General features: G+C 52.4%; 24 protein-coding genes. 8 read left to right on the forward strand and 16 right to left on the reverse strand.

Translation table 11 applies throughout. The features are described from left to right. Window positions 1-21: 21 nt before the first annotated feature. Window positions 22-1,680 carry an oleate hydratase gene (locus MHI42_RS13430; protein ID WP_342424109.1) on the forward strand — a complete coding sequence of 553 codons (1,659 nt, stop codon included), beginning with the start codon at window positions 22-24 and terminating at the stop codon, window positions 1,678-1,680. 97 nt (window positions 1,681-1,777) lie between these two features. On the opposite strand, the gene MHI42_RS13435 is transcribed toward MHI42_RS13430, so the two are convergent. Then, window positions 1,778-2,500 carry a DsbA family oxidoreductase gene (locus MHI42_RS13435; protein ID WP_342424110.1) on the reverse strand — a complete coding sequence of 241 codons (723 nt, stop codon included), beginning with the start codon at window positions 2,498-2,500 and terminating at the stop codon, window positions 1,778-1,780. Between the two features lie 227 nt (window positions 2,501-2,727). On the opposite strand from MHI42_RS13435, the gene MHI42_RS13440 reads away from it, so the two are divergent. Further along, window positions 2,728-2,853, forward strand: coding sequence for a hypothetical protein (locus MHI42_RS13440; protein WP_342424111.1), 126 nt, complete (start codon window positions 2,728-2,730; stop codon window positions 2,851-2,853). A gap of 162 nt (window positions 2,854-3,015) precedes the next feature. Here MHI42_RS13440 and MHI42_RS13445 read toward each other — a convergent pair whose 3' ends face one another. Then, the gene (locus MHI42_RS13445; RefSeq protein WP_342424112.1) at window positions 3,016-4,299 is read right to left on the reverse strand and encodes a glycosyltransferase family 4 protein; all 1,284 of its coding nucleotides are present in this window, start codon (window positions 4,297-4,299) and stop codon (window positions 3,016-3,018) included. 270 nt (window positions 4,300-4,569) lie between these two features. Here MHI42_RS13445 and MHI42_RS13450 point away from each other — a divergent pair, with 270 nt between their 5' ends. Then, the gene (locus MHI42_RS13450; RefSeq protein ID WP_076242430.1) at window positions 4,570-5,502 is read left to right on the forward strand and encodes a glycosyltransferase family 2 protein; all 933 of its coding nucleotides are present in this window, start codon (window positions 4,570-4,572) and stop codon (window positions 5,500-5,502) included. A 539-nt stretch (window positions 5,503-6,041) separates the two neighbouring features. Here the strand turns inward: MHI42_RS13450 and MHI42_RS13455 are convergent. Both MHI42_RS13455 and MHI42_RS13460 read right to left on the reverse strand, forming a co-directional pair. Continuing rightward, entirely contained in the window at window positions 6,042-7,835 is a 1,794-nt protein-coding gene (locus tag MHI42_RS13455) for an SGNH/GDSL hydrolase family protein (protein WP_342424113.1), read from the reverse strand. Window positions 7,836-7,920: 85 nt separating this feature from the next. Continuing rightward, window positions 7,921-8,493, reverse strand: a complete 573-nt coding sequence (locus MHI42_RS13460) for a TetR/AcrR family transcriptional regulator (RefSeq protein WP_039299874.1) — start codon at window positions 8,491-8,493, stop codon at window positions 7,921-7,923. Between the two features lie 245 nt (window positions 8,494-8,738). Between MHI42_RS13460 and MHI42_RS13465 the strand changes: the two genes are divergently transcribed. Further along, window positions 8,739-9,854 carry an FAD:protein FMN transferase gene (locus tag MHI42_RS13465; RefSeq protein WP_342424114.1) on the forward strand — a complete coding sequence of 372 codons (1,116 nt, stop codon included), beginning with the start codon at window positions 8,739-8,741 and terminating at the stop codon, window positions 9,852-9,854. A gap of 77 nt (window positions 9,855-9,931) precedes the next feature. Here MHI42_RS13465 and MHI42_RS13470 read toward each other — a convergent pair whose 3' ends face one another. The 8 genes from MHI42_RS13470 to MHI42_RS13505 form a co-directional block, all read right to left on the reverse strand. Further along, window positions 9,932-10,642, reverse strand: coding sequence for an HAD-IA family hydrolase (locus MHI42_RS13470; protein ID WP_171717642.1), 711 nt, complete (start codon window positions 10,640-10,642; stop codon window positions 9,932-9,934). Window positions 10,643-10,668: 26 nt separating this feature from the next. Next, a complete protein-coding gene (locus MHI42_RS13475; RefSeq protein WP_171717643.1) occupies window positions 10,669-11,130 on the reverse strand; it encodes a GNAT family N-acetyltransferase in 462 nt (153 codons plus the stop codon). Between the two features lie 29 nt (window positions 11,131-11,159). After that, entirely contained in the window at window positions 11,160-11,666 is a 507-nt protein-coding gene (locus MHI42_RS13480; protein ID WP_342424115.1) for a metallophosphoesterase, read from the reverse strand. 221 nt (window positions 11,667-11,887) lie between these two features. After that, complete coding sequence (locus MHI42_RS13485) at window positions 11,888-13,093, reverse strand: anti-sigma factor (protein WP_342424116.1); 1,206 nt, start codon at window positions 13,091-13,093, stop codon at window positions 11,888-11,890. Further along, window positions 13,086-13,589 carry a sigma-70 family RNA polymerase sigma factor gene (locus MHI42_RS13490; RefSeq protein ID WP_342424117.1) on the reverse strand — a complete coding sequence of 168 codons (504 nt, stop codon included), beginning with the start codon at window positions 13,587-13,589 and terminating at the stop codon, window positions 13,086-13,088. The genes MHI42_RS13485 and MHI42_RS13490 overlap by 8 nt, the downstream gene beginning before the upstream one ends. Before the next feature lie 523 nt (window positions 13,590-14,112). Then, complete coding sequence (locus tag MHI42_RS13495) at window positions 14,113-15,399, reverse strand: AAA family ATPase (protein WP_342424118.1); 1,287 nt, start codon at window positions 15,397-15,399, stop codon at window positions 14,113-14,115. A 1-nt stretch (window position 15,400) separates the two neighbouring features. Then, window positions 15,401-16,849: an RtcB family protein gene (locus MHI42_RS13500; RefSeq protein WP_342424738.1), complete on the reverse strand. Its 1,449-nt coding sequence runs from the start codon at window positions 16,847-16,849 to the stop codon at window positions 15,401-15,403. Window positions 16,850-17,198: 349 nt separating this feature from the next. Then, complete coding sequence (locus MHI42_RS13505; RefSeq protein ID WP_342424119.1) at window positions 17,199-17,459, reverse strand: YqkE family protein; 261 nt, start codon at window positions 17,457-17,459, stop codon at window positions 17,199-17,201. Between the two features lie 90 nt (window positions 17,460-17,549). Between MHI42_RS13505 and MHI42_RS13510 the strand changes: the two genes are divergently transcribed. Further along, window positions 17,550-17,897, forward strand: a complete 348-nt coding sequence (locus tag MHI42_RS13510; protein ID WP_039299846.1) for a helix-turn-helix domain-containing protein — start codon at window positions 17,550-17,552, stop codon at window positions 17,895-17,897. Window positions 17,898-17,934: 37 nt separating this feature from the next. On the opposite strand, the gene MHI42_RS13515 is transcribed toward MHI42_RS13510, so the two are convergent. Both MHI42_RS13515 and MHI42_RS13520 read right to left on the reverse strand, forming a co-directional pair. Further along, window positions 17,935-18,438, reverse strand: a complete 504-nt coding sequence (locus MHI42_RS13515) for an N-acetyltransferase family protein (RefSeq protein WP_342424120.1) — start codon at window positions 18,436-18,438, stop codon at window positions 17,935-17,937. A gap of 117 nt (window positions 18,439-18,555) precedes the next feature. Beyond that, window positions 18,556-19,398, reverse strand: a complete 843-nt coding sequence (locus MHI42_RS13520) for an SDR family oxidoreductase (RefSeq protein WP_342424121.1) — start codon at window positions 19,396-19,398, stop codon at window positions 18,556-18,558. Window positions 19,399-19,580: 182 nt separating this feature from the next. On the opposite strand from MHI42_RS13520, the gene csaA reads away from it, so the two are divergent. Beyond that, window positions 19,581-19,910, forward strand: coding sequence for a chaperone CsaA (gene csaA, locus MHI42_RS13525; RefSeq protein ID WP_076242412.1), 330 nt, complete (start codon window positions 19,581-19,583; stop codon window positions 19,908-19,910). A gap of 534 nt (window positions 19,911-20,444) precedes the next feature. On the opposite strand, the gene MHI42_RS13530 is transcribed toward csaA, so the two are convergent. Continuing rightward, window positions 20,445-21,797: a PQQ-dependent sugar dehydrogenase gene (locus MHI42_RS13530; RefSeq protein WP_342424122.1), complete on the reverse strand. Its 1,353-nt coding sequence runs from the start codon at window positions 21,795-21,797 to the stop codon at window positions 20,445-20,447. A gap of 186 nt (window positions 21,798-21,983) precedes the next feature. On the opposite strand from MHI42_RS13530, the gene MHI42_RS13535 reads away from it, so the two are divergent. Next, window positions 21,984-23,078, forward strand: coding sequence for a Xaa-Pro peptidase family protein (locus MHI42_RS13535; protein WP_342424123.1), 1,095 nt, complete (start codon window positions 21,984-21,986; stop codon window positions 23,076-23,078). A gap of 68 nt (window positions 23,079-23,146) precedes the next feature. Here MHI42_RS13535 and MHI42_RS13540 read toward each other — a convergent pair whose 3' ends face one another. Beyond that, complete coding sequence (locus MHI42_RS13540) at window positions 23,147-23,872, reverse strand: queuosine precursor transporter (protein ID WP_042134420.1); 726 nt, start codon at window positions 23,870-23,872, stop codon at window positions 23,147-23,149. Window positions 23,873-24,266: 394 nt separating this feature from the next. On the opposite strand from MHI42_RS13540, the gene MHI42_RS13545 reads away from it, so the two are divergent. Continuing rightward, window positions 24,267-25,955, forward strand: coding sequence for a methyl-accepting chemotaxis protein (locus MHI42_RS13545; RefSeq protein WP_076242410.1), 1,689 nt, complete (start codon window positions 24,267-24,269; stop codon window positions 25,953-25,955). Window positions 25,956-26,271: the final 316 nt, after the last annotated feature.

Genomic DNA, 26,271 nt, shown 5'->3' on the forward strand with positions numbered 1-26,271 from the left:
TCATACACTCGCGGACTTTTGATGATACCTTCCACAGCGGCGCTATATTACACTCGGTTCAGGTACAGCAATCAAGCAAACCTATGGAGGCGACAATCAGTGAAAAAAGAGTACGGTAACGAGCAGGTGTATTTTGTCGGAGGCGGAATTGCATCACTTGCGGGTGCGGCATACCTCGTCAGAGACTGTGGTTTTCCCGGACAGAACATTCACATTATTGAAGAGATGAAGATCCTCGGCGGCAGCAATGACGGCTCAGGCAGTGAGGAGCACGGCTATGTAATCCGCGGCGGCCGGATGCTGAACGACGAAACCTATGAGAACCTATGGGAACTTCTAAATACGATTCCATCGATTGACCAGCCGGGGCTGACGCTGCGGGAAGAAATCACACAGTTCGATGATGCCAATCCAACCCGCTCCAAGGCGCGCCTGGTGGACAGCAAGGGTGAGTTTCAGGATGTCAATTCGATGGGCTTCGATATGGCTGACCGCCTGGCCCTGGGCAAGCTGATCATTACTCCGGAAGCCAAAATGGGCAAAGCGCGGATTAACGACTGGTTCGGACCGCATTTCTTCACCACCAACTTCTGGTATATGTGGGCGACTACCTTCGCCTTCCAGCCTTGGCATAGTGCGGTTGAGCTGAAACGCTATATGATCCGCTTCATTCATGAATTCCCGAGAATTCAGACGCTCGAAGGCGTAACCCGCACCCCTTACAATCAATATGATTCGATTATTCTGCCGCTGCACCAGTATCTGGAGCCGTTTGGCGTAGATTTCACGTTAAAATGTACGGTAACCGATCTGGAATTCAAAGAAGGCGACGGCATTACCGTTACGAAAATGAAGGTCTCCCGTCAAGGCGTGGAAGACGTGATCGAGATTAACGAAGGCGACCGTGTGATTATCACCAACGGTTCGATGACCGAAGGCTCCAGCCTCGGCTCGATGACCTCGGCGCCGCGCCTGAACGGCAAAGGCAGCTCGTGGAAGCTGTGGGAGAATATCGCCGCCAAGAAGCCGGGTCTCGGCAATCCTTCGTCCTTCGACGATCATGTGGACGAGTCCAAATGGGAATCCTTCACGGTTACCTTCCAGGACTCGAGGTTCTTCGACCTGATGGAAGACTTCACCCGCAACCGGGCCGGCACCGGCGCACTTGTGACCTTCAAGGATTCCAGCTGGCTGATGTCCGTTGTATTGGCCTTCCAGCCGCATTTCCGTAACCAGCCAGAGCATGTCAAGGTATTCTGGGGTTACGGACTGTATCCGGACAAGGTCGGCGATTATGTCCACAAGAAAATGTGCGACTGTACCGGCGAAGAGATCATGCAGGAGCTGATTGGCCATCTGCATTTCGAGACGCATAAGGAAGAGATCATGGCTACTGCCAATTGCATTCCTTGCATGATGCCGTACATTACGTCCCAGTTCATGCCAAGACTGAACAGCGACCGGCCGCAGGTTGTGCCTGAAGGCTCCACCAACCTGGCCTTTGTCGGCCAATATTGCGAAATCCCGGACGATGTGGTCTTCACGGAAGAATATTCCGTCCGTGCAGCCAGAATTGCCGTCTACACCCTGTTCGGCATTAACCGTCCGGTGGAGCCGATCAAGGAATACCAGCATGATGTGCGCACGCTGTTATCGAGCCTTGTAACTTCGTTCAGATAGTACTGTTATGTGGCCCGGAATAGGTAAACGAAATACCCCGCTGCATGGAGAGAATCCATACAGCGGGGTATTTGTGTGCGAGTCTGCCTAAGCGGAATCAGATGCTGCAGGAGCCATCATCACAGCCGTCAGCATCTTCTGCCTTGGACTGCGGCTTGCCGACTACCTGGAGCACAGGGGTATTCTGCTCTTCGGCCCATACGGTGTCCAGGACTTCGGTGAATACCGGACCCGGCTGCGCGCCGGACACCGCATATTTGTTGTTGAAGACGAAGAACGGCACGCCGGTGATATTCAGCAGCCGGGCTGCATCAATATCTGCATTTACCTGATCAGCATAAGCGTCGCTCTCCAGCACCGCAGCCGTTTCAGCCTGATCGAGTCCGACCTCTGCGGCCAGCTCAGCCAGTACCTTGCGGTCACCGAGATTCAGCGAGTCGGTGAAATACGCGCGCAGCAGCCGTTCGGTCATTTGCGGGGCTTTACCCTTTGTAGCCGCGTAATGGCTTAAGCGGTGACCGTCGAACGTATTGGTCGACTGGACCGTATCAAAGTTGAACTCAAGACCCACACCCTGCGCCTGTTCGGCGAGCTGTGCGTTCGTAGCTTTAGCTTTGTCACGGGTCATGCCGTATTTGGCAGCCAGAATATCGTGAATATCTCTCGTTTCGTCGTTGCGCGCATTCGGATCCAGCTGGAAGCTGCGGAATACGACCTCCACCTTGTCTCGGTCCGGGAACTGGCTCAGGGCGTGCTCCAGCCGTCTTTTGCCGATATAGCAGAACGGGCAGGCATAATCGGACCATATATCTATTCTCATGGGAATTCCTCCTGAAATGTATTGGATGCAACGCTGTCCTACAATCGACGAGTCTTACATGTCACTTACTATTATATAGTTAAAAACCGAAAATTACAAACAAACTTTCTGCCGGGATGCAGATGGCGTTGTACCGGTGCTTATGGATCATTACATTGACTTATCGGTGATTAGACGGCAGGTAAATTCCATATCAAGTCCGCAGATGTATTTAGGGAGGCGTTCCATTGTTCAGAGAAGATTCCGGGTTGAATCACTCGCAGATTGAATACTTGCTTACGTCGGGTTTGTTTATGTATGCGGCAGCTATCCCAAAAACGCCCCCGTTCCGCAACAAGCTGCTGCATGCCTGAATAGCCGCCATCGGCTTCTATGCAGGTATACAGCAGCTATAGGCTTCTATGTAGTCGCAGAGCATCGGATCTGCAACGGGTTCGCCAATTAGAGGAGTGACCATCCGCCGTATTCCGGCAGCCGCGGCCTCAGTCACAACGGCACAACAATAAGACAGCGGTCTACAAGGGAGACGTTAACTCCGGAGCATACCCCTCACCGAAGAGCGGTGCGGACGGATCAAGCCCTAAGCTCTCCTGAAGCAGATTGTAGAGTCTGGCTCCGATAATCTCTTCCGAATAATCAGAGCGGACGATCTGCAGCGCTGCTTCCCCCATCTCCCGGCACATATCAGGATTGCCGAGCAGCTGATCCAGGGATGCAGCTAGTTTAGCCGGGTCAAGCCCCTCAGCAAGCAGTCCGCTCTCCCCGTGGCGTACCAGACCTCTGACCCCCATCACATTAAAGGCAACGGTGGGAAGACCGCAGGCCCCGGCTTCCAGGATAACCAGCGGCAATCCTTCATAACGCGAAGGCAGCACAAACAGCTCAGAGACGCTGTAATAGCTGGCCAGCATATCCTTGTTGCGGATTGTACCGAGCATGATGAAGCGGTCCTCCAGCCCCTTGGCCCGGATCAGATCCTTCAGACTCTGTTCATCCGGACCGCCGCCGGCAACCAATATTCTAAGGTCAGGGTGCTGCTTCAGCTGCTCCATGGCCTGCACCAGCAGTGAATGGCCCTTCTGATGCTCAAACAGCCGTCCAACGGTAATGATATATCTGCAGCCGGGGTCCAGCCCCAGCGCGGCTATCGCCTCATCCTTATCCCGCCGGTAAAAGATCGCCGAATTCACGAAATTCGGCAGCAGCCGGATCCGCCCCTCCAGATGCGGAAAGTGGCGCACCATGCTGTTCTGCTCATCTTCGTTAAGCGTAGTCATGAATGCTGCCTTATGAAGCGTATGCTTCTTGATCGGCAGAATCCACTTATGGATGCTGCCCCCGTGGTAGGCGGCAATGATCGGGATGCTCAGCTTCTTCGCAGCGGCAGCCAGCCGCTCAAACCGTCCGGAAGCATATTCCTGGGCATAGATCAGGCTGATTCCGTCTCCCCGCAGAATATCACACAGGTCTCTCTGAATCGTAGATATATATTGTGATACGAATTTGCCGATCGGTGTCCGGTGGGACAAGGGAATAACGGAATACCATTTATACAGCATGCCCACCGGGATAAACTTAATTGTACAATCCACAATTCCGTGCTGATAGGTGCGGACCTCACTCCCAACCCTGGTGAAATTATAGATGGTCGTGCGGATCCCCTTGGTTTGCAGAAGACGCGCATAGTCGAAAGAAAAATCGTTATGATACGAATGTACATATTCCTCTTCACTGAGACCCAGACCCTTTACGAAGAAATCTTCAAAGTAATTGGTATGCATAAAGATCCCGACATGCATAACGTCCCCTCCTAAAAGTTTTGTTAGCTCTGCTTCTTCAGATGCTACTTCGTACAAAACCTGCTTCGGAAGCGTCCGCTTAGGTTTTGAAAGCATATACATTCTGAAATTAATTCTATTATAAGCGCAACTGTACTAAATAAAAGTAAACCAAAGTGGTATATACGGCCTACAAAAGGGGGAGTAAAATTAGATCAACACGTACTTTCGGTGCATTGTAATCTAAAAATAAAGCGGACAGTCTAGGACGTCCCGGGAGGAGTCAGCGGTATGCATGATCTGTCTATAGTAATTCCTACACGCAACCGGATCAGCGATCTGACCCTGTGCATTGAATCCATCGGCAGGCAGACAGAGCTGGAGGATGTTTCAATAGAACTGCTGATTGTGGATGACGGCGAGATTGAGGAGAAAGTGCTGGAGTATTTCCGCAAGGTACTGGGGCGTATGCCTCAAGCCGAGCTGCGCTATTACCGCAAAACCAAACCCGGCGTCTGGCTCTCCCGCTATGAAGCCCTGGGGCTTATCGACGGTGAGATTCTGCTCAGCTTCGATGACGATGCCGAGCTGGATGATCCGCTCTACATCCGCCGGATGCTGGACACCTACGCTTCGGACCCGTCCATTGCCGGAGTTGGAGGCATCGCCAAGGGCCTCTCCAGCAGCAGGTCCGGCAAACTGCTCGGCAGGCTGACCTGCCAGATGTCGGCTTCACCCGGCAGGCTGTCGGCAAGCACACTGGCAGGCTCCCTGCTGCTGTGGGGGGAGACCGAGAATATTTTTGAGACGGATTTCTTCCATGGCTGCAATATGTCCTTCCGGACGTCGGCGCTGCAGGATATGAAGCCTTACCCCTGGATGACCAGCTACGCGGTGGCTGACGATATCTATATGTGCCATCTGGCCAGCAGATACGGCAAGCTTGTCATCAACCCGGAGATGAAGATTATGCATCATGAATCTCCCAGCTCCCGCGACAAGGCAGGCCGGGTGGCCCGGGCTACTGCAGTGAATCATTATTATTTGCTTAATCTGCGCAAGGCACCGGTGAAGAATTATGCCGCATTGCTGTGGACACTGACCTATTTAACCGGCAAAGCTACCCTCAAGCGGAATTTCAATGCCGTCTCGGGCTATGCCAGCGGAATTCTCTTCGTACTGAACCCCCGTAAGGATAAATACAGGGAATTTATGCTGGACTAATAGCGCCAGATTCAACCTATATAGATTGAACTTGTATTTTTTCTATTATGGGATTGCCGTGACTCCAGAGAATGAGAATGTTTGGCCATCCGGCCGCTGCCCGTCTGCAGATTTCTTGAATTTAACCCGCTGTTCGCGGTGGAAATCCGCTGACAAAGGCGGACGCTGTCGCTCCTACAGTTCCAAAATTCTCCTCCGCCACTACTGAAGGTTTGCGGTGACCGGATTACAATGATCGGATTACGGTATCCGATATGCTTAATTGTACTTTGTACAACTAAATCATCTGATTACCAACCCATTATCCGTTTAGTTGTATTTCGTGCAATTAAAATGCCGGTTATAGAGGGTTCTGTCCGATTCGGGCAGATTTAGTTGTACAGACTGCAGTTATAAGACGGAAGCAACCCTTTTCGCAGGTTTTAATTGTACATAATACAACTATCCTGAATTTCCACTTGGACTGAATACATAAGTTGCTGCATTGTTTGAATGAACTCACTTCTTCAGTCCTGTTGTATGTGCCAGTTCTTAAACCATCACACAGTATAACCGAAGCCCAGTATCGTAAAGCATTTATCCTTATCTTCCTTCGCCATGCGGATCTCAATGACATGCTGCTGACTCTGCTCATTCTGGTACAGAATGACCGGATTGCAGTGCGTCCAGCTGTTCACATGCGGGTCAGCAGTCAGCACAAGGCTGCCATCGACAAAGATATCTGCCCGGCCAAAATCAGGGCTGCCCGAATCCTTGTATACGAGGATCAGATTGCTGCTGGTGAGGGTCAGCCTGAAGCTCTCCTCACCGGATGCTGCCGTATGCAGCCAGTTATGCGGAAATTCCGGGGTGCCGAAGGGATCGGCATCCAGCTCTACCCGCTGCAAATCCGTGTCGGTTGCCCCGAAGCCTCCAGCTTCCACCCTGATATCGCTGAGACCTGTCAGGCTCTTGCGGTCAAGCAGCCGTATATTCGCATAATCATTTCCGAGAACCGGCCGTTTAGCGGTTGTAATATCCTCTTCGTCCCGGAGCGACCGGCAGGTCTCGGAGAATAAATAACCCAGACAGTCTGCCATTACCCGGTGTCCGTCATTAGCAGGATGATAAATATCGTAGAAAAATTGCCGTTTCGATATGACGTTCCCCTCAGTCTTGCTCAGACGGAACTGTCCGGTTACCGCATCTTTGATGCTGACCATCGGGAGGTTATAGTGCCTGCCCACAGGAGCGAGCCGTTCCTGAAGGTTCCAGTCATTCACAAACACACTGAACAGCAGAATCACGGCGGGCCGGGCCGGGTCAGACAGGATTTTTAGACAAAGGCTCTCGAAGCAATTGCCCTTCGTTTCATCACCCTCGTCATTCACTGCAAATTCCACCACCACGATGTCCAGCGTTACCGCACCCTCCCGCAGAATATCTCTTTCATAACGGATCACTCCAAGCTCAGAAGACGTCCCGCCTACTCCGGCTTTCACATAATGGATATTCTCACCACCGTCCTTACCGAACAGCTCCTTGAACTGCAAATAAGACTGGTAGGCATAACATCCGGTGTGGATCGGCTTAGCCCCTGCACCCTGGGTGATGGACCCTCCAATATAAGCAATGGTGACATCCTCCCCCTTGATTGCCTTGTCTATAGCTGTTCTGAGCCGGTAATTATTGCCCGAATGCAGCAGAGACTTAGCAATCATTGCGCGGTATTCCAGCGAACCGAAGGCAACCGGAGCTTCCATTGTAGCTTCTGGCGCAGTATAGCCGTCATTCAAATAGAAAATAATACTCGCCGTTGCCAGCTCTCCTTCACGGCTAAATTCAAAAGCGAATTTGCCGGGACTTACATCGTCCCCGGACCACATGGCCTCCTCCAGCTTCAGCAATACCTCCGTCCCGTCCACGGGACAGGGGACACGCAGATGCGTTCCTGTCTCATACTTGCTGCTTCTGCCCCAGTTCTGCATAAGAAAGGAGACTTTTCCCCCTTCACTGCCGGTCCCGGTCTTCACGGACACCCCGATGCTATGCACCAGCTCACGGAACCCGGCCCAGGTTGTCAGAAGCGCCAGCATCCCCTCATCCGTAATCCCGCCTATGTATCTTGCCTTATCCGTCAGATAATTGCCTTCCAGATACACTTCCTGGGATGGACTGCCCTCCGCTCTGGCTGTCGCCTCGATCGCTGTTTCGAACATGACGAAGAAGCCGCCTCTTCTCTCCTCCGGATCTTTGGGGGCCGCAGGACCTTCTATTCTGCCGCCGGTAAAATCATTGTTATTGCTCTTCACTTGGATCAGCTCGCTTTCCGGTATATATGAAGACGCTCTCATTATAGACGGGAGGCAGACTCCGCTCAACCGGGAAAGGCGGACTTTGTTAAGTTATTACAATAATTCTCTAATTTGTCCACCTACACTATAGTAGAATCCCCGTTGAAATGAACAGGATCATATGCTCTTTAATCCGGTTTTTGTCCAGCGGCTCATGGGATTTGTTCCATTCCGTCGTGAGCGCCAGGTACATTCGCAGAATCATAAATGCCGCAACACTGGAATCGCAGGGCTTCACTTCACCGCTGCCGATGGCTTCCTCAATCTGCTGTCTCAAGAAATCCAGCGCGTATGCCTCCATCCGCTTAACACCTTCCAGCGCCTGGGCTGTTCCGATGTCCCGCACCTCCTGGGCGAGCTTCACAAATAGCTCATGATCAGACCGGAATTCCAGAATAGAATCCAGCAGATTAAGCAAATTATGCACAAAGGTCGTTTGTTCTGCCGCTACACGGTTCATCACCGACATTAATTCCTGCGAAGCCTTGTCCAGAATTTCCTCAAACAGCTCTTCTTTGGTTTTGAAAAAAGTATAGATCGTTCCTTTGCCCACATTGGCGATTCTGGATACCTGATCCATTGTCGTAGCTTTATAGCCAAATTGTACAAAGGACAGGGTCGCTGCCTGCAGGATCAACGCCTTGCGGTCAATGGACATAGGTAAAACTCCTTTCTTTCTGTACGACCATAAATTGACTAAATTTAATTTTTGGTCACTAAGTCACAAATCAATTTACCATGTCACCGGGAAGAAGACAACTTTTTGATAAAAGTTTCCATCCGCTTCCTTTCTGCAAGCTGCTCTTCTGCACAAAATGTCATGAAATTAGTATCCCTTGCCATTCTTTCTGGGGTATGATAATAAAGATGTGATCAAGAAACTAACTTTATGGATGGTGGAATATGTTTAAGAACAAGAAATCTGGCGTTATTCTGGCCGCTCTCGTCATTGTTATCGTCGCAGCTGTGGGCATCTGGCTCTTGGTGGGCAACAATGGAAAAGAAAGCACGACTACTGAAACCCCCGGCGGTGCAACGGTCACGAAAGATGGCGATACGAAGTCCCTGGAACAGACGTTTTATATTTATGATACGGTCGTGAATATCAAGGTCTTCGGTGATACTGTAGAGCAGAAGAATATGGATGATATTCAGGCGATGCTGGAACGGATGGACATCGAGTTCAGCCGCACCAAGGAGAACGGGGAATTATACGCTGTAAATCAGGCAGCCGGTAAAGAAGCCGTAGCCGTATCCGACGAAACGCTGGATATCGTGAAGCTTTCCCTCAAATATGCCGAAGAAATGGACGGGCTATATGATCCGACTGTTGGACCGCTCGTTGACCTCTGGGCAATCGGTGAAGGCGGAGAGCATGTTCCCGATCAGGCAGCGATTGATAAAGCCCGCAGCCTGACCAATTACAAGGATGTTATCGTGGATGATGCCGCGAAGACGGTGAAGCTGGCCAAAGAAGGCATGGTGCTGGACATGGGCGGGATCGGCAAAGGGTATGCCGCTGACCGGATCGCCGACTATCTCAAGGCGCAAGGCCTGGATAGTGCGATGATCAATCTCGGCGGCAGCAGTATTATTGCACTTGGCAACAAGCCGAACGGCTCGCCGTGGAATATCGGCCTGCAGGACCCCGATCAGAGCCGCGGTACCCAGCTGGGCACCATCAAAATCTCGGACGAGGTTATCGACGCCTCCGGGGTGTACGAGCGCTTCTTCATGCAGGACGGTGTGCGCTACCATCATATTCTGGACCCGCGGACGGGCTTCCCGTCCCAGAACGGGCTGAAGAGCATTACCATTATGAGTCCGAACGCAACAGATGCGGATGCCTTGTCAACCGGTGTATTCCTGATGGGTCTCGAAGACGGCATGAAGTATCTTGAAGCGCTCCCGGAGAAGGTCGATGCCTTCTTCATCACAGACGACAATAAGATTTATGCCACCTCTTCGCTGAGAGAACGGCTGAATCTGACCGATCCTACGTACAGCTTCGCTGATTGATACCGCGCAGTGATGGATGTGCAGCATCGTATGCAAGCAGAAAAGGTGCCTTCCTTTGGGGGAGGGCACCTTTTTTGTCATACCAGCGGCAGCTCACTGAACTCCTTATAATTGGTGAAAATATAGCTTGGCGTGTGATCTCCCCCCGGCTGCCGGCCGCGCGGGTTGTACCAGCATACCTTCCAGCCTGCCGCAAGCGCACCGACCACATCATTAGCCCATGTATCACCTACATAGAGGCTGTTCTCAGGTGCAGTTCCCGTCATCTTATTGACATGGGCGAAGATCGCCGGGTCGGGCTTAGCCAGACCCACAGCATCCGAGATGAAGATCATCTCCGGCGGAATGAGCTTATCTATACCCAGCCCGCGCAGCTTGCCCATCTGGTGCTGCAGCGGGCCGTTGGTGATAATGCCTACCGGATGACCCAGGGCAATGAAGCGCTGAAGCTGCTCCGCCACGCCTTCGATCATCTCGATCGTGTACTGGCGGGCAATATAGGAGGCCTGAACTCTGGCTGCCTGCTCCCGGCTCAAGGGCAGGCCATATTCGGCAAAAGCCAGCTCCAGCCGCATCACCCGGGTCTCCTCCAGCTCAAGCTCCCCGCGCAGATATTTCGGCCACAGTAAATCACTGTGATGCCGTACGGTGTAGAACAGCTCCGCATAATCCAGCTTGTCTTCATCTGGCGCCAGCACCTCGCGCACCGCTTCCCGGAAAGGCACCAAATGGTCGTACAACGTATCATCCAGATCAAAAAACACAGCCAGCTTATTGCTTGTCTCCACGTAAACTCCCCTAACTAACTATGTCTTTAAAAAAATAAATGATAAGTAAAAAAGCTCTCATCCCGGATGTAGCCTTGGGCTTCATACAGACGCTGTGCGCCGGTATTATGCGTCATCGTTGAAAGCGTCAGTCCCTTCGCACCTGTCCCCTGCGCAAATCCGCGCACGCCTTCAAGCAGCAGTGAGCCAAGTCCATGCCCACGCTGCGCCTCCGTCACAAACAGATCGTTCAGAATCCATACGGGCTGAACTGTAATGGAAGAGAAGGAAGGGTACAGCTGTGCCATTCCATACGTCCGCTTGTCCGCACCCTCACCGGCTGCTGCTATAAAAATTACAGATTCCTCATTGGACAGCCTCGCCTTCAGAAATTCCCGTGCAGCTTCCAGGTCAGAGGCTTGGCCGTAATAGCTGCGATATTCATCGAATAGTGGAGCAAGCTCCTCCACATCCTCAAGCCCTGCCCGTTCAAAACGAAAATTCAACATGGCTCTCCCCTCCTTCTGCCCAGCTTCCTTTATTCCTTGGAGTCATAAAAGACATGACGGGCCGTGATTTTACCGTCTTCAATGTCCATCAGCCCGAAGGAATACTGCTTCTCCCGCCGCTTGTCCGTTGGTGATCCGGGGTTGAACAGCAGAATACCGTTCTCCCGGCGCATCAGCGGCTGATGCGAATGGCCAAAGAGTATACAGTCCACCTCCTGGCCTTCAAAAGCGAGCAAAGCGTTTCCATCCGTCCCTTTGCGGGAATACGGCGCATGTCCGTGAATCATCCCGATACGCATGCCCTCCAGCGTAACGATCTTGCTCTCCCCCAAGCGCTGAATGATCTCATATCCATCGTTGTTGCCGGCGATTCCCTCCACCGGAGCAAGCCCGGCCAGCAGATCGTAGATCTCCAGCGATACCCAATCGCCCAGATGCAGAATCATATCCACCTTGCTGAATTCTTCCATAAGCACGGAGGGCAGCCCCTTGGCCCTGCTTGAGAGATGTGTATCCGATACTACTCCAATCTTCATCTGCTTCAGCTCCTAATTCTTATAGTCATCCTGCCGGCACCCCGGTAGATTTCCATCCTATTTCCAAGTGTTCAAAAATGACCCGAGATACTGGAAGTAAAATAGCCGAGAAACGCTGTAAACAACGTTCCTCAGCCATTTCACATCAACCTTCTCAAGTTTACGTACTTATAATTGTACGGTTTGGCGAACTTAGAAGCAAGCCGCGCCCGGCCTAAGCCTCATTCCCGCCAATTCCAGAGCCGGACTTCACCCACCCGCATATAGCTGACCCAGGAAGCCTCGCGCAGCTTCAGCAGTTCCTTGACGGGTCCGGTAGCAACGGCTCCATAGAGCTTAACCCCGTTCTGCTCCAGATAGGCCAGGGAGGTGTCAAGCTGGTCAATATACACCACGCTGTCCGCGAGCGACTGATGCTGCTGAAGCAGCTTAAGCGTCTTGATGAAATTCTCATCCCGCAGCGCCCCGCTTCCGTATTCTTCAACGGAAGGGGATACGCTGCTATAGGAGGAGACAGAACTGAACCAGCCTGTTTTGGTAGTAGTGACTTCAGATTTCTTCATATCATCCTCATGCCAGATGGGCTGATAGGGGAAACCTAGCGGATACCGGACCACATCGTCCCTCGTTGAAGGTCCGGTATCTGCACCGAACCAGACAGGCAGAAGGTTCAGCGGTTCCAATTGCTTGAGCAGCTCATCTGTGGTATACAAATGGTCCAGCGACAGATAGGCCTCGGCCACCGTACCTTCAGGAAGCTTCTCCAGCTTCTTCCACTGATCGCTGTTATCCCCTCTCCCAGCCGTGCCCTTCGCAGACGGATAATAGAACACATATGCAGCCGCATTCTGCTCATCCATCCAGTTAAACTTCCCAAGATTGGCCCTTCCCAGAAAGAGATTCTGGGTGTAGTTGCCCACCTGAATACTCTCGCCGCCCACCTGCCTCAGCAGATTCCCGGTTAACTCCAGGCGGAAAAAATAATGCGCGTTCGATGAAAGTCTCACCGTCGTATTGGGACGGGTAACGGCAATCGCGGATGACACCACATCCCTGTAAGTGTCACCACGGCTCCCGGTGCTGTAGAAGACCGTTGTAATAACGCTGCTTATGAACGTAAAGATCAGAAACACCGAAAATACAGTAAACGTGTTGGTGATCCGTGCTTTCCATTTGCCGCGGCGGATAATGGACTTCTCTCTTCGCTTCGCCTTCCTCTTCGCCTTCTTGAGCCCTGTAGCTACCCCTCCTTCCGGGTCCGCCTTGGTCCACCGTTCGCTGGTCTGCTCTTCCCGCTCCATTTGCTCCTCCAGATACAGCTGATAAGCCTCCAGCTTCTCCAGTTCACTCTCTAGCGCCTCCCGCTCTTCCTCCGGAAGTGTTCCCTCACTATATTTCCTCAGCTGTTCTTTGAAGTCCTCACTCATGCTCATTCCTCCTCCGGTCCGCCTCACGCAGCTTCTGCCTGGCGCGGAATACCAATATCTTGTATTGGGACAAACCTACGTTCATGATGCCAGCAGCTTCCTTGTAGGTCAGCCCGTGATAATCATGCAGCAGCAGCGCATGGCGCTGCCCCTCCGGCAGACGGCTAAGTGCCAGCGCTGTCTCTTCCCAGCGTTCCTGACGCAGCAAAGTCCCCTCCGTGGTCTCGGGATGGGGTAGCCCGCTGAAAAACCCGTCATCCTTCGACACACTCCGCTTTTCCTTGCGCTTGTAATCCACGAAGACATTGTAAGCCACACGGAACAGCCACGGCTTAATCCGCTCTTCCCGGCAATCCTCCAGATACAGATATGCCCGGTAGAAGGTCTCCTGCATTAAGTCTTCGGCCGCATGGTGGTCATGGCAGAGGGAGCGCAGATAGCGGTAGATGTCCGCCACATAATTCTCATATAGATCATCCAGCGAATTCGGCTCCATCTCCTCCCCCCTTAATCCATCCACGTATGAGAATGCCAAAAGTTACACTTCTGTATGAAAATTCCCCGTATCCGCGCCGTTGCTGAGGGGACAGAGGGGAAGCTAAGTTTGTTAACGGACAGCAGCACGCTTATTTGCGGATTTTTGTCGGTAGCGTCAAGAATTTTTGCTTACAGTTCGGAGTGCTGCGGATGATCTAAGTGGAATTAGTACATCTAATTTGGCGCCAAAGGTACATTTTATTAAAAGCAATTGGAAAAACAACACTTAATCGGTCCGATTTCAGCTAAATCCGGGTGGGTCGGTGGATTAAGTGGACTTTTTCCAACTGCTTACTCTCAACTCTCCGTTTCGGCAGAATTAAGTGCCTTTTTTCCAACTATGTCCGCTGTCCCCGGTAGCCACTAAATAAATAAATAAGGAGTAAGCTTCGCTTCTCCAAACCTATAAACTCTTATCCTCCCAGGAAAAAGGGAGCCTCACGGCTCCCCAAACCTTCCCTTTACAGTCGCTTCTCTCTTACTTAATAAAATCCGATACTGGACGAAGCATCCTTCATCCATTCACGCTTGCGCCCTTTGTCCAGTTCGCCGCGCATGCCGCGCACCAGAGACTCGACATCAGCCGTTCCATTCTCATGCCATTCCAGTGCCGCACTGACATACAGCTCGCCAAGCTGGGTCAGGGAGAAATCTCCGGTCAGGCGCGCAGCGGTGGCCGTACCTTCTTCACCTGCGAAGGCGGAGAACCCGCGCAGCTGCAGATATTCGAGGCGCAGCGCCTCATTTGGCATCTTGATCTCATAGGCCCGGTCGAAGCGCCCGGCGCGATTCATGAGGCCGGGGTCTATTTTCTCCGGATAATTGGTGGTACCGATCAGGAAGATGCCTTCCTTCGAAGTGGCCCCGTCCAGAGTGTTGAGGAAAAAGGAGCGGACCTCCTGCGGCATGGAATCGATGTCCTCAATCACCAGTACCATCGGCGCCAGCCGGGCCGCAGCCTCGAACACCTCATTCACTGACTCGCTGCTCGTATATTCTGTAATCTGCCAGTAGATCACAGGTCCCGGTACACTTCCGGCGATCGATTTGACGAGCGTCGTCTTGCCGTTGCCCGGATGTCCGTAGAGCAGAATGCCCCGCTTGTACGGGATATCATAAGTGACGTAGAAGCTGCGGTCCGAATCAAAAAACTGGTCGAGCGAACGGTAGATTTCTTTCTTGATCCCCGCGTCCAGCACGACCTCCTCACGCCCGACAGAGCGGGTGATGGGTTCATACTCACGGAAGATTCCGTTACGCCGGTCAGTGAACACCGTCACCTTATTAATGTTCTGCTCCCGCTGCCGGGTACGCACATTGGCCAGGAAGAATTGCAGCTGTGCGTCAGATGCCGCGAACACATAGTCCTGGAAGTTGATGCCGTTCTCCTGGAACACAGGCACCCGCGCTAGCGCAATGCCCATGGCAGGATACGCCAGCACATTATTGCGGATCGAGAGATGGATATTGTACTCCGGCTGCTCTTTATCATCGTCATACACAAACGTCCGGTCCTCCAGGCGGTCAAAAATCCGCGCCACATGCTCCACCCCGGCATTCCCGCTCTGCACATCGTTCTCCAGCAGCTTCCAGTATTCACTGTTGGGGTCATCGCTCGCATACAGCTCATAACGGACGCCGTAGCGGCTATAGAGCGCTTCAAGTATGCCGTCAACCAGGCGCGCGTACACATCATAACCTTTGATGATTCCTGCTCTGTCTTCATCGTATTCGTAGATTACAGTAGGTTTCTTAATCTCCTGCTCCATCCTATTTCGTCCCCTTTATCGCTGCGAGCGGCTTGCATTTGGCCACAACAGCAGCCAGGCCGGCGCCCGTAACGCTTTCTATAATCTCATCTACATTCTTATAGGCCTGGGGAGATTCGTCAATGATAGATTCCAGGGAATGCTGATTCACTACAATCTCGTCTGCCGTCCCCACCTTCATCGACCGGGAGAATTCATCGACAGACACCAGCCGCTTCGTCGCCGAGCGGGAGCGGATGCGTCCGGCTCCATGGCAGATCGAATAATAATTCTCTTCTCCTCCGGGCTGGCCGACCATGATGTAGGAAGCGGTGCCCATCGAGCCGGGAATCAGCGCCGGATGCCCGGTCGCCGCATAAGCCCGCGGATTATCCGCATGGTCTGCAGGCAGGGCGCGTGTCGCCCCTTTGCGGTGAACAAACTTGGTGCCTGAAGAGGTTTCCTCTTCCCACGCATAATTGTGCATCAGATCGTAGAGGGTGCGCAGCTCACACTTGGTGCCGAACACGTCCCGGAAGCCCTCGCGGACCCCGTAAGCGATCAGATGGCGGTTCACCACCGCATAGTTCAGCGCCGAGTACATCAGATTAACATAGCGCTGGGCCTGCGGATGAGCCAGGGGCGCATAGATCAGGCGCGGGTCTGCGCTGCCCAGTCCAAGCTGGCCCATGACCTTGGCGAAGGCCGGGGTACAGAACTGATTGACCATGCCTCCCCAGGCCCGGGAGCCGGAGTGGATCATCACGGCAATCTGCCCGTCTCTCAGGCCCCACGCTTTAGCCACCTCCCGCTGCTCCTCGGCGATTTCAATCGCCTGGATCTCAACGAAATGGTTACCCCCGCCAAGGGTGCCGAGCTGGCGGTGCCCCCGGTGCCAGGCCATATCCGGCAGCTCATTCAGAATCTCGTCATCGAACGCAAGCTTGCTGATCTCCACATGGGACAGCGCGCTTGATTTCTTCGGAGTGTAGCTGTCCGGAACATATTTATTCGGCAGGCCGTGCAGGCCCTTGCGCACGATATTCTCCAGCCGGATATCGCTGTAGTGGCCTCGCTGCTGGGCCTCCATCGGCAGATACTTCTCAATTGCACGGACCAGCTTCCGGCGCAGCTTCACTTCACGCAGATCATCCATATGCAGATTGGTCAGATGTACACGCATGCCGCAGCCGATATCGCTGCCTACAATGGACGGCGAGACATAGCCTGACGCGGCATCCCAGACCGCGGTAGTCCCAATGCAGGTTCCGACGCCTACATGTACATCAGGAGTGTAGCTCATATATTCTATATTCGGGATTTGCAGATTGTTATTAGCCATTTCCAGGACCTTGTAATCAAGTGAGCCAAATAATTGCTCACTGGCATATACCTTGAGGTCGCCGCCCGGAAGGGCTACCTCATGTTTGTAGCGGGATATCTCCCCCGCTTGCTGCTTCATGCTATTCATAAATGTTTTCATTTCCTCTCAGGTTGGTAAGATAAATTCCAGTTTTGTGGTACGCAAAAAGAGCCGCAGATCAGTTCTGATCATGCGGCTCCCGGAGCGCTGGGTGCAGCTTCGAATTCAAGCCGGGACACCCGTATGCAGTTGTGACATAATAAGCACGCTGCGTATTATGTCTTCCGGACGAAGGCGATGAGATCAGATTGTTCATATGCGGTTGTAATGTGACTGTGCGGCGTTCTCAAACCATTTGTTCCAATCATGACCCATCGGCCTCCCTTCTCTAAATGATAAACCCAATAATATATGGCGCTGCTGCAAATTGTCAACCCTGAATCTGGTAAAGTTTGTTTTATTTGAATTTCGACCAGTCCTGATTGCTGTTCTCCAGCAGGTGGCCGAAATCATTCTCCAGACGTTTCTGCTCTGCCTTGCGTTTGTCCTCCGCATCCTTGAGGGCGGCGTCTTTCTTGCCTTGCTCTTCGGCTTTGAGCGCATCGGACTGCGCCTTCAGCTTGTCCAGCACCTCGCGGCTGAGCAGGTCTTTGAGTGTTGCCGGAGCATCAGCCGTAGCAGGGCGCGGAGCCGGAGTTATCTTCTTCTTTTTAGCCAAGGGAATCATCCTTTCAAGTAGTGCAAATAGTTCAAATTTGTTTTAGTTATAGGTCTTTTCGTTTATAATGTACAGTAAGAGGTGAGCCTAATGAAATCCACAGAGTTATGTCCAAGGTTACAAAAAAGCATGGATATTATCGGCAGACGTTGGACGGGCTTAATCATCTATCAGCTTCTGCAAGGTCCCCAGCGCTTCGGCGCTATCGAAGCTTCGCTGCCGGTCAGCGGCAGGCTTTTGTCCGAGCGGCTGAAGGAACTGGAGCAGGAGGGTATCGTCCTGCGCGAGGTTTTTCCCGAAACGCCTGTAAGAATCCAGTATTCGTTAACTGACAAGGGCCGGGCCCTGGAATCCGTCATCCGTGATTTGCAGGTATGGTCGGAGGACTGGATTACGGAAGAGGAATGCCGCTCTGCTTCAGCTGCTCCTCCGCAATAAGTTTCACACACTGTTTCTGCGAAAGCCTTATATAAATTTACAGCTTGCGGCCTACGATAACAAGGTCACGCGGAATGCCGTCCAGTACGGCGACACCCGGCAGCAGGCCCCATTGTCCGAAACCAAACTTCCGCAGCAGTGCAAGACTTGGCTCATTGTGGCCAAACACAAAACCGACCAGGTTCTGCAGACCAAGACGCGGACATTCCTGAAGCGCCTTGGTCAGCAGGATACTTCCGGCGCCGCTGCCGCGGAATTTTTCATTTACATAGACACTGATCTCTGCCGTTCCATTATAGGCCGGACGCCCATAGAATGACTGGAAGCTGAACCAGGCCGCAATTTCACCGCCTTGCCGCAGAACCCAGAGCGGACGGTGATGGCTGTTATGCTCATGGAACCACTTCACTCTATCCTCCACGGCTACCGGTGTAAGATCCGCTGTCACCATTCTTCCGGCAACCGTCGTGTTATAAATCTCCACAATCGCTCCCAAATCCTCAATTGCCGCATCCTCTATGCTGTTCACTTGCCAATCCATCTGTTATTCCTCCTAAAAGTTGTATGTGATATGTGAACAACATTTCCCTCATCCTACGGCTCAAATCCAAAGTTGTTGTACAAAAGACAGGATTCCAGCTTTTTCAAGCAGCTTAGGCTAGTTCAGCCCTGTCTGTTCCAGACTCCACTTCCACAGCCGTGCGGCTTCTTCTGTATTCTTCGCCCTTGGCGATAATTCCTTGATCTCGCGGCGGTAATAATACTGCCCGCTAACTTCGCTCAGCTCCGGCGCAGCCGCCAGATAAATGGCCGTGTCCGCACCTTTCTCAGGCGTCAGGAAGAAGTAGGACAGCAGCTTCAGCAGCGAGCGCCCAAAGCCTGTCTCCCGGTTCACTCCGATGCTCGTCCCCACCGCTCCCGGATGCACACAGTTCGCAGTAACCCTGGTGCCCTTCAGTTGAGCAGCCAGCTCGCGGGTAAACAGGATGTTGGCCAGTTTGGAACGGGCGTAAGCCTTAGCCGGGTTGAAGCCGCGTGACAGCGTATGATCCTCCAGATGCAGCTTGCCAATCTTGTAGGCACCCGAAGCCACTACCACAATCCTGCCCTGTTCAGCATGCTTCAGATTATCCAATAACAACATGGTGAGCAGAAAATGCCCCAGATGATTCACGCCCAAATCCTGCTCATAGCCGTCTGAAGTAAGCTCACGTCTGATGGCGACTACGCCAGCATTATTGATCAGAACATCAAGCACCGGATAGCCGGCCGTGAATTCCTCTGCAAAAGCGCGAATGCTTGCGAACGATCCCAGATCGCACAGCATCAGCCGGATTTGATCAGAGCCGCTCTGGCGCACTGCTTCCGCAAGAGCTTCCTCCCCGCGTTTGCGGCTGCGGCAGGCCATGATTACATGGGCTCCTCTGCGGGCCATTTCCACTGTCGTAGCCAGTCCCATGCCGGAATTCGCACCGGTGACAAGCACGGTCTTTCCTTTCATGGACATCTTCCCCTCTCTTGCGGGCCAGCCAGGCCAGGGCATGGCGTAGCCTTTTCAGAGTATATGTTTTATGATAATGTTACATCATTTCTGAGGGTTAAAATAGCCCCTGGGCATGGAATAACTTCTCAAGAAGTTTATTCCCGGTTAGAAGCAACTTATCCACTACAGGGGGCGGGTACATGGCTACGATTGAAGATTTCTTGAAGCTGGACATACGCATAGGAACCATTCTGTCCGCTGAGCCTTTTCCTGAAGCACGCAAACCGGCGATTAAGCTGCAGATCGATTTCGGGGAACTCGGCATCAAGGCCTCCAGTGCGCAGATCACCAAACGTTACACTCCGGAAGAGCTGATCGGCCGGCAGATTGCCGCTGTCGTGAACTTCCCGCCCAGACGGATTGCCGGCTTCCTCTCGGAAGTGCTCGTCCTCGGCGGCGTACCGGAGGAAGGCGATGTGATTCTGCTGGCTCCGGAGCAGCAGGTTCCGAACGGAACGCCGATCGCGTAACGGACCCGCTGAACCGGCCACCCCGGGTATGCCGCTTGCACTGCGTAGTCTCGTAAGCTCACAGGCCTGACGGTAAGAATATCGTCTGCTACCCATGGTGCACGGTATGTAAGCAAACCGCAGGTGCTGATCGGTTGCTTGCGGGCTGGCTGAGCCGGAGTTTGCACGCTGCAAGTCCATAACAGCAAAGGCTGTCCTCTGTGCAGGTGATCTGCAAGGAGGACAGCCTTTGTTTGTTACATAGTTACAGAGTTATAGAGTGAAACGGACTCAGATGACGCTATTTTGCGGAAAAGGGTACTTTTGACGTTTATCCGGACTCAGAAGCCCTTATTCGGAATATTATAGACCCGAACACGGTAAAACTGAGCCATTAAGGTCATCTGAGTCCGCAACGGACAGAAACCGGGCTATTATCCAGAAATAACGGCTTCTCAGTCCGCATCAGCAGCAGATGGCCGAGAAATCCCTTCTCCATTAGCATAGCCTGGTAAAGTGCCGGAGGAAATACACGGAAAATACAGCTAACAGCCTTTATTTCCAATTCGGCCGCAGCGCAATCAGCTTATCATCCTGTGCGCGCGGGTTGCCTCTGCCATCCCGGTTATTGGTCATAATATACAAGGTGCCGTCAGGCCCTTCCGCCACATTGCGGATTCGGCCATACTTCTCTTTGAATAAATCCGTAATCTTAGGCTTGCCGCCCGAAGGAGACAAAGATACCCGCAACAGCTGCTGCCCCGCCAGACCGGCAACCAACAGTTCGCCGCTCCACGGCCCCTGCGTAATAAAGGTCATGCCCGACGGCGCCCAGGTCTCATCCCCGCTGTGTGCCAGCGGAGCCTTCAGCTTCAGCTTAGCGGCTCCGGTCTCATCCCCTTCAATCAGCGGCCAGCCGTAATTGGACCCGGCCTGAATACGATTGATCTCATCATGGCTCGACTGGCCATGCTCCGAGCTGTATAAGACTCCGCTCCCCGGCTGCCAGGCCAGACCCTGCGGATTTCGGTGGCCCATGCTATAGACCGGAGATCCCGGCCACGGGTTATCTTCAGGGATGCCGCCGCTGGTGGTAATCCGCAGTATTTTCCCGCCCAGACTGGTCTTATCCTGCGCGAGCTCAGGCTCATAGCGTTCACCTGTGGTGATGTACAAATAGCCGTCCGGGCCCAGCTTGACCCGTCCGCCGTTATGATTGGTGTCCCCTGGTATATTATCCAGCAGAACCTGCTTGATCTCCGCTTTGCTGCTGCCGATCTTAATCCGCAGGACCCGGTTTGCCACTCCGCCCTCCGCATTGCGGTAAGAATGATATACATATGCCAATCCGTTGCTCTCGAACTCCCGATCAAGCGCAAGTCCCAGCAACCCGCCCTCTCCCTTACTGATAAAGGGGGCTTCAAGCTCCAGCAGCGGGGCCTCACGAAGCCTGCCGTTCTCTATGACCCGCAGGCTGCCTGGTCTTTCGGTGAAAAAGATCCGCCCGTCCGGAGCGAACGCCATCTCCCAAGGCACATTCAATCCGTCTGCCAGCGTATGGGCGGTATAAGGGAAGGCTGACGAAGCTGGCGGCTTCGGCGCGGCAGCCGTTACTTCCGGTGCCTGTGTGCTTCCAGAGGCACCAGGTGATGCTGCGCCAACAGGCGCACCCGTTCCTGCACTGGCAGACGCTCCCGGTGTTCTTGTCACCGGCGTTTCGGTCATCGTAGTCATCGAAGATGGAAGAGCAGTGCCGGCAGGCTGTGCGTCAAGACGCGGATTCTCTCCTGTCAGCTGCCCTTGCATAGTATCTTGTTCAGAAGAGGTGCAGGCTGACAGAAGGCCCATCAGCAGGACCAAAGCTCCGCGCAGCAGAAATGTACGGGAGAGGACCGATGTACCGGACATATTCATAACCTCCTGTTAAGTGAAGCGGGAATAGAAACCAGAAATGATTGTGGCAACTATTACCCGGTGCTTAACTTCACTAAACCCCCTTTAGCATCCGCTCCAGGGACGTGCAGCCTCCCGGATTATGAATTATAATGAGAATAATGCTGTTTCAAGCGTGTATATGAAAGGGGAACTATTGCAATGAATGAAGCTCTGCTTAAACTGGAGCAAGGACTTACAGAAGGAGGCTTGGATGCTCTCCTCGTGACCGATCCCAAGCATGTATACTATCTGACCGGCTTCGCCAGCAACCCGCATGAACGCTTTCTGGGCCTGCTGCTGATCCGCGGCGAGGAGCCTGTGCTGATCGTTCCGGCGCTGGACGCCGAAGCGGCTCATGCCGCCTCCTCGGTGAAGACTATTCTGACGCACAGCGATACGGACAATCCGTACGAGCTGCTCAAATCCCGCTTCGGCGGCGCTGCTCCGGGCAGCTTCGGCATAGAGAAGGAGCACTTCTCCGTCAGCCGCTATGAGTTGCTGGCAGACGCCATCCCAGCGGAGGCATTCAGCGACATCGGCCATCTGCTCCGCGCTATGCGCGCCATGAAGACGCCTGAAGAAATCCGCATTATGAAGCATGCCGCCGAGCTTGTGGAGGAAGTTCTCCGCCGGGGCCTGTCGCATGTCAAAGCCGGTATCAGCGAGAATGAGCTGGTAGCGGAGCTTGAATACCTGATGAAAAAAGCCGGAGCCTCCGGCCCCTCCTTCGACACCATGGTGCTCTCCGGCCCGAATACAGCCCTGCCGCATGGTGTACCGGGTGAACGCAAGATTCAGCCGGGTGATCTGCTGATGTTCGATCTTGGCGTATACGCCGCTGGCTATGCCTCCGATATTACCCGCACCTTCGCTGTAGGCGAGATAGACAGCAAGCTGATTGATATCTATAATACTGTGCTTGCTGCCAATGAAGCTGGTATTGCCGCTTCTGTTGCCGGAGCCACCTTCGGTTCTGTTGACAAGGCTGCCCGGGACGTTATTGAAGCCGCCGGCTACGGCGAATACTTCATGCACCGCGTCGGACATGGTCTCGGCATGGATACCCATGAATATCCATCGCTGCATGGACTCAATACGGATATTATCGCAAACGGCAATGTTTTCACCGTAGAGCCGGGGATTTATGTGCCGAATCTTGGCGGCGTGCGCATTGAGGATGATGTGCTCGTTACGGCAGAGGGCCCGCAGACGCTGACCAGCTTCCCCAAAGAATTGACAGTGCTGAGCCTGTAATTCAGAAATCAAAAAAAGCCCCAATCTCCAGATCACTGGAGGTTAGGGCTTTTTTATATAAAATTATTCTATGAAATATTGCGCTTGGTCTCCTGGGAAGGGACGGTCTGCTCTTCTTCAGCGAACTTAAAGGAACGGGCAAGGTATAGCACCGGTGTGCCTGCACCTGTAAGCAGGAATTTGGCCAGATAGGTGGTCAGCAGAATCTCTGTCCATACCTTCAGGTCATAGGTTCCGGCAAAAGCAATCGTACAGAAGATCAGGGTGTCGACAAAAGAGCTGATCATGGTGCTGCCGTTAGAGCGGATCCAGAGCTGCCGTGAGCTGCCGTAGTACTTGCGGATCCATGCGTATAAGCGCACATCCAGAAACTGGCTGATAAAATATGCGGTAAGACTGCCCAGCGCAAGTCTCGGCATCAGGCCGAAGATCGTCTGGAGTGAGGATTGGGCAATATCCGTCTCCTGCGGCTCAAAGACAAGCACCATCTGCATAATGACGGTAGTCATCAGCAAGGTGAAGAATCCGAACCAGACGGCGTTCCGCGCTTCTGCCCGGCCGTATCTCTCATTCAGCAGGTCACTGGTCATATATAACGTGACATACATCGTATTCCCCAGCGTCATTACGATATCGAAAGGCATCGCAATCGTCTTGGCGACTTGTATATTGGCGACCACGGTTGCCATGCCGACCCAGGCATAGAGCCCTTTTTTACCGAACAACCGGTAGCAGAGCAGAAAAAACACAAAATTAACAACAACAAACAAAATCCCCCACAACAAATTAAACATATTTCTGTTAACTCCTCCTAGTTTTGGTTACGCGGGATGGTTACGAACCGCGGCTATCCACTCTTATAGAAACAAAACATTAATACTCTACCACAGAAAAAGCTAACATGCTATGAAATTTAAAATTTTCATGAAAACAGCGTATAATTCATTTTTTTCGGTAAATTGGTGATAGACTCGTTAAATATTCAATTTTTTCTGAAAAATAATGCAGTATAGAGCAAACTTTCACTATTCAACCTGAGGTTAATTCTATAGAATAGTTATCAATCACAATTCCCGTTCACAGATAGCTTCATATATGACCTACACCAATGGAATATATTGCTGCTTGCCTGGCTCTTTGTCTGGCTTGGGATATTCAGATGCAATTGACAGAAAAGGAGAGAAAGAAATGTTCCGTTTCAAAAAATCAATTAGCCGCAAGTTTACGCTTCTGCTGTTTGTCGTTCTGTTACTCACTTCTCTTTTGCTAAGCATCAGCTTCTACTTCATATCCATTAATATCATCGACAGCTATGTGATGCCGCAGATCAACAAGTCTCTGACTGCCTCAGCCCAGGATGTATATAAGAATCTGAATGCTACAAGCGCGCAGCAGGCTCTTAACAAGAATGAACAGGCGGGGACCAATGTAGAATTCTATTTCGAGGAAAAGCGGAAGCAGCACGATGTTGAGACCATTTTCCTCATTGACCTGAAGGAAGGCAAAGCTACTGTTCTGGTCGCGGATCATAGTGCCAAGCTTCAGCGTGAAGAGTCCATTGAGGTATTGCCTGCCATGGAGCAAGCCTCCAAAGGAAAATCCGGACTTAGTGAAATCTATAGTGATAGTCATGGTATACATAAGACTGCATTTGTTGGCGTTCCCGGCACCACCATGCTCGTTGGCGTGAGCTCGGATGTCGGCTTTATTCAAGAAAAGATGAGCAGCATTCTATGGACCAGTGCGGGAATCACCCTGCTGGCACTTATTATCGGACTCTCCGGCGCCACACTGATGAGCCGCAGAATCATCCGTCCGATCAAACTGCTGGCGGCCTACAGCAACAAGCTGGCCGGAGGCGATTTCACCGAAGCACTTACGATCAAAGGCAACGATGAAGTAGGCCAGCTCTCCGAGAGCTTCCGGATCATGAGCGAGCGGCTCAAGGAGATGATCGGACATGTGCTGGATACATCGGGCGCAGTAGTTGCCGATTCCAATGATCTGAAGGAACGTGTTCAGATTCTGAACAATATGGCTGAGCAATCCGCTGTCTCTGTAGAGGAAATCGGTAAAGGCAGCACCACGATTGCGAGCAGCGCACTCGATAATTCCCGGGCCATGGATGAGATCAACATCGGCATCCAGCATATCGCTTCCGCCGCCGGTGAGGTCACGGAGCAGATCAGTGAAGCCTCCGCCGAAGCGATGGGCGGTAATGACATTGCCCAGAGTGCTGTGCAGCAGATGCGCCAGGTGGAACAGGCCTCGGTACAGTCGCTGGAGCAATTCCGCATTATGAATGAACGCTCGCTGATGATCGGGGAAGTGGTGCAGGGCATTACCGAAATCACGAAGCAGATTCAGATGCTGTCGCTTAACGCATCTATTGAAGCAGCGCGCGCCGGAGAGCATGGCCGGGGATTCGCTGTCGTGGCCGGTGAAGTGCGCAAGCTGTCGGAGCAGTCCAAGGAATCCAATGAGCAGATCCGCGAATTCCTGCTCGGACTTCAGGAAGATATGAACCACTCGGTATCCGAGATGAATCACGTGAATACAGAAGTAGCTTCAGGTATGAACAAAGTGGTGGAAGCAGGCAATGCCTTCAATCATCTGCTGATTCTTATCCAGAGCATCAACCACAGCATCCAGTCCGTATCTGCTGCTACCCAGCAGATTTCGGCAGGCACCGAAGAAGTCAGTGCCTCGGTGGAAGAAACGGCACAGATTACAGCCAAGTCGCAGCAGAGCGCTGATACGCTGGCCGGCAACTCTGCCCGCCAGCACCAGGAGCTGGAAGGCCACGCGCTGACCGTAGAGCATCTGCATGAGCAGGCCGTGAAGCTGCAGAAGGCTGTCGAGCAGTTTAAGATTTAGCTAGTTTCTGTTCAATCAAATCTATAAAGCTGTTTAATAGTAAATATAAAAAGCAGCTCCAAAGGCCACGTGGCTGTTGGAGCTGCTTTTTTGCATAGGGACAAGCGCAATCATTCAATTCCTCAAATTTGATTCGTAACCGGCAAATTGGGTTTGTTAAGTTCACGCCGTTTCAGCATAAATGTTGTACGAGATAAATGTTGTACGAGATAAATGTTGTACGATTTACAACTCCGATTCATAGATACCAGGTTTTTTAGAAGGATTGTTGTATGTAATACAATAATCCCTCTGATTTTCCGTTTAAAAAAGGAGA

This window comes from Paenibacillus sp. FSL E2-0178 (assembly GCF_038593005.1).
GTDB classification, from domain to species: domain Bacteria; phylum Bacillota; class Bacilli; order Paenibacillales; family Paenibacillaceae; genus Paenibacillus_AQ; species Paenibacillus_AQ phytohabitans.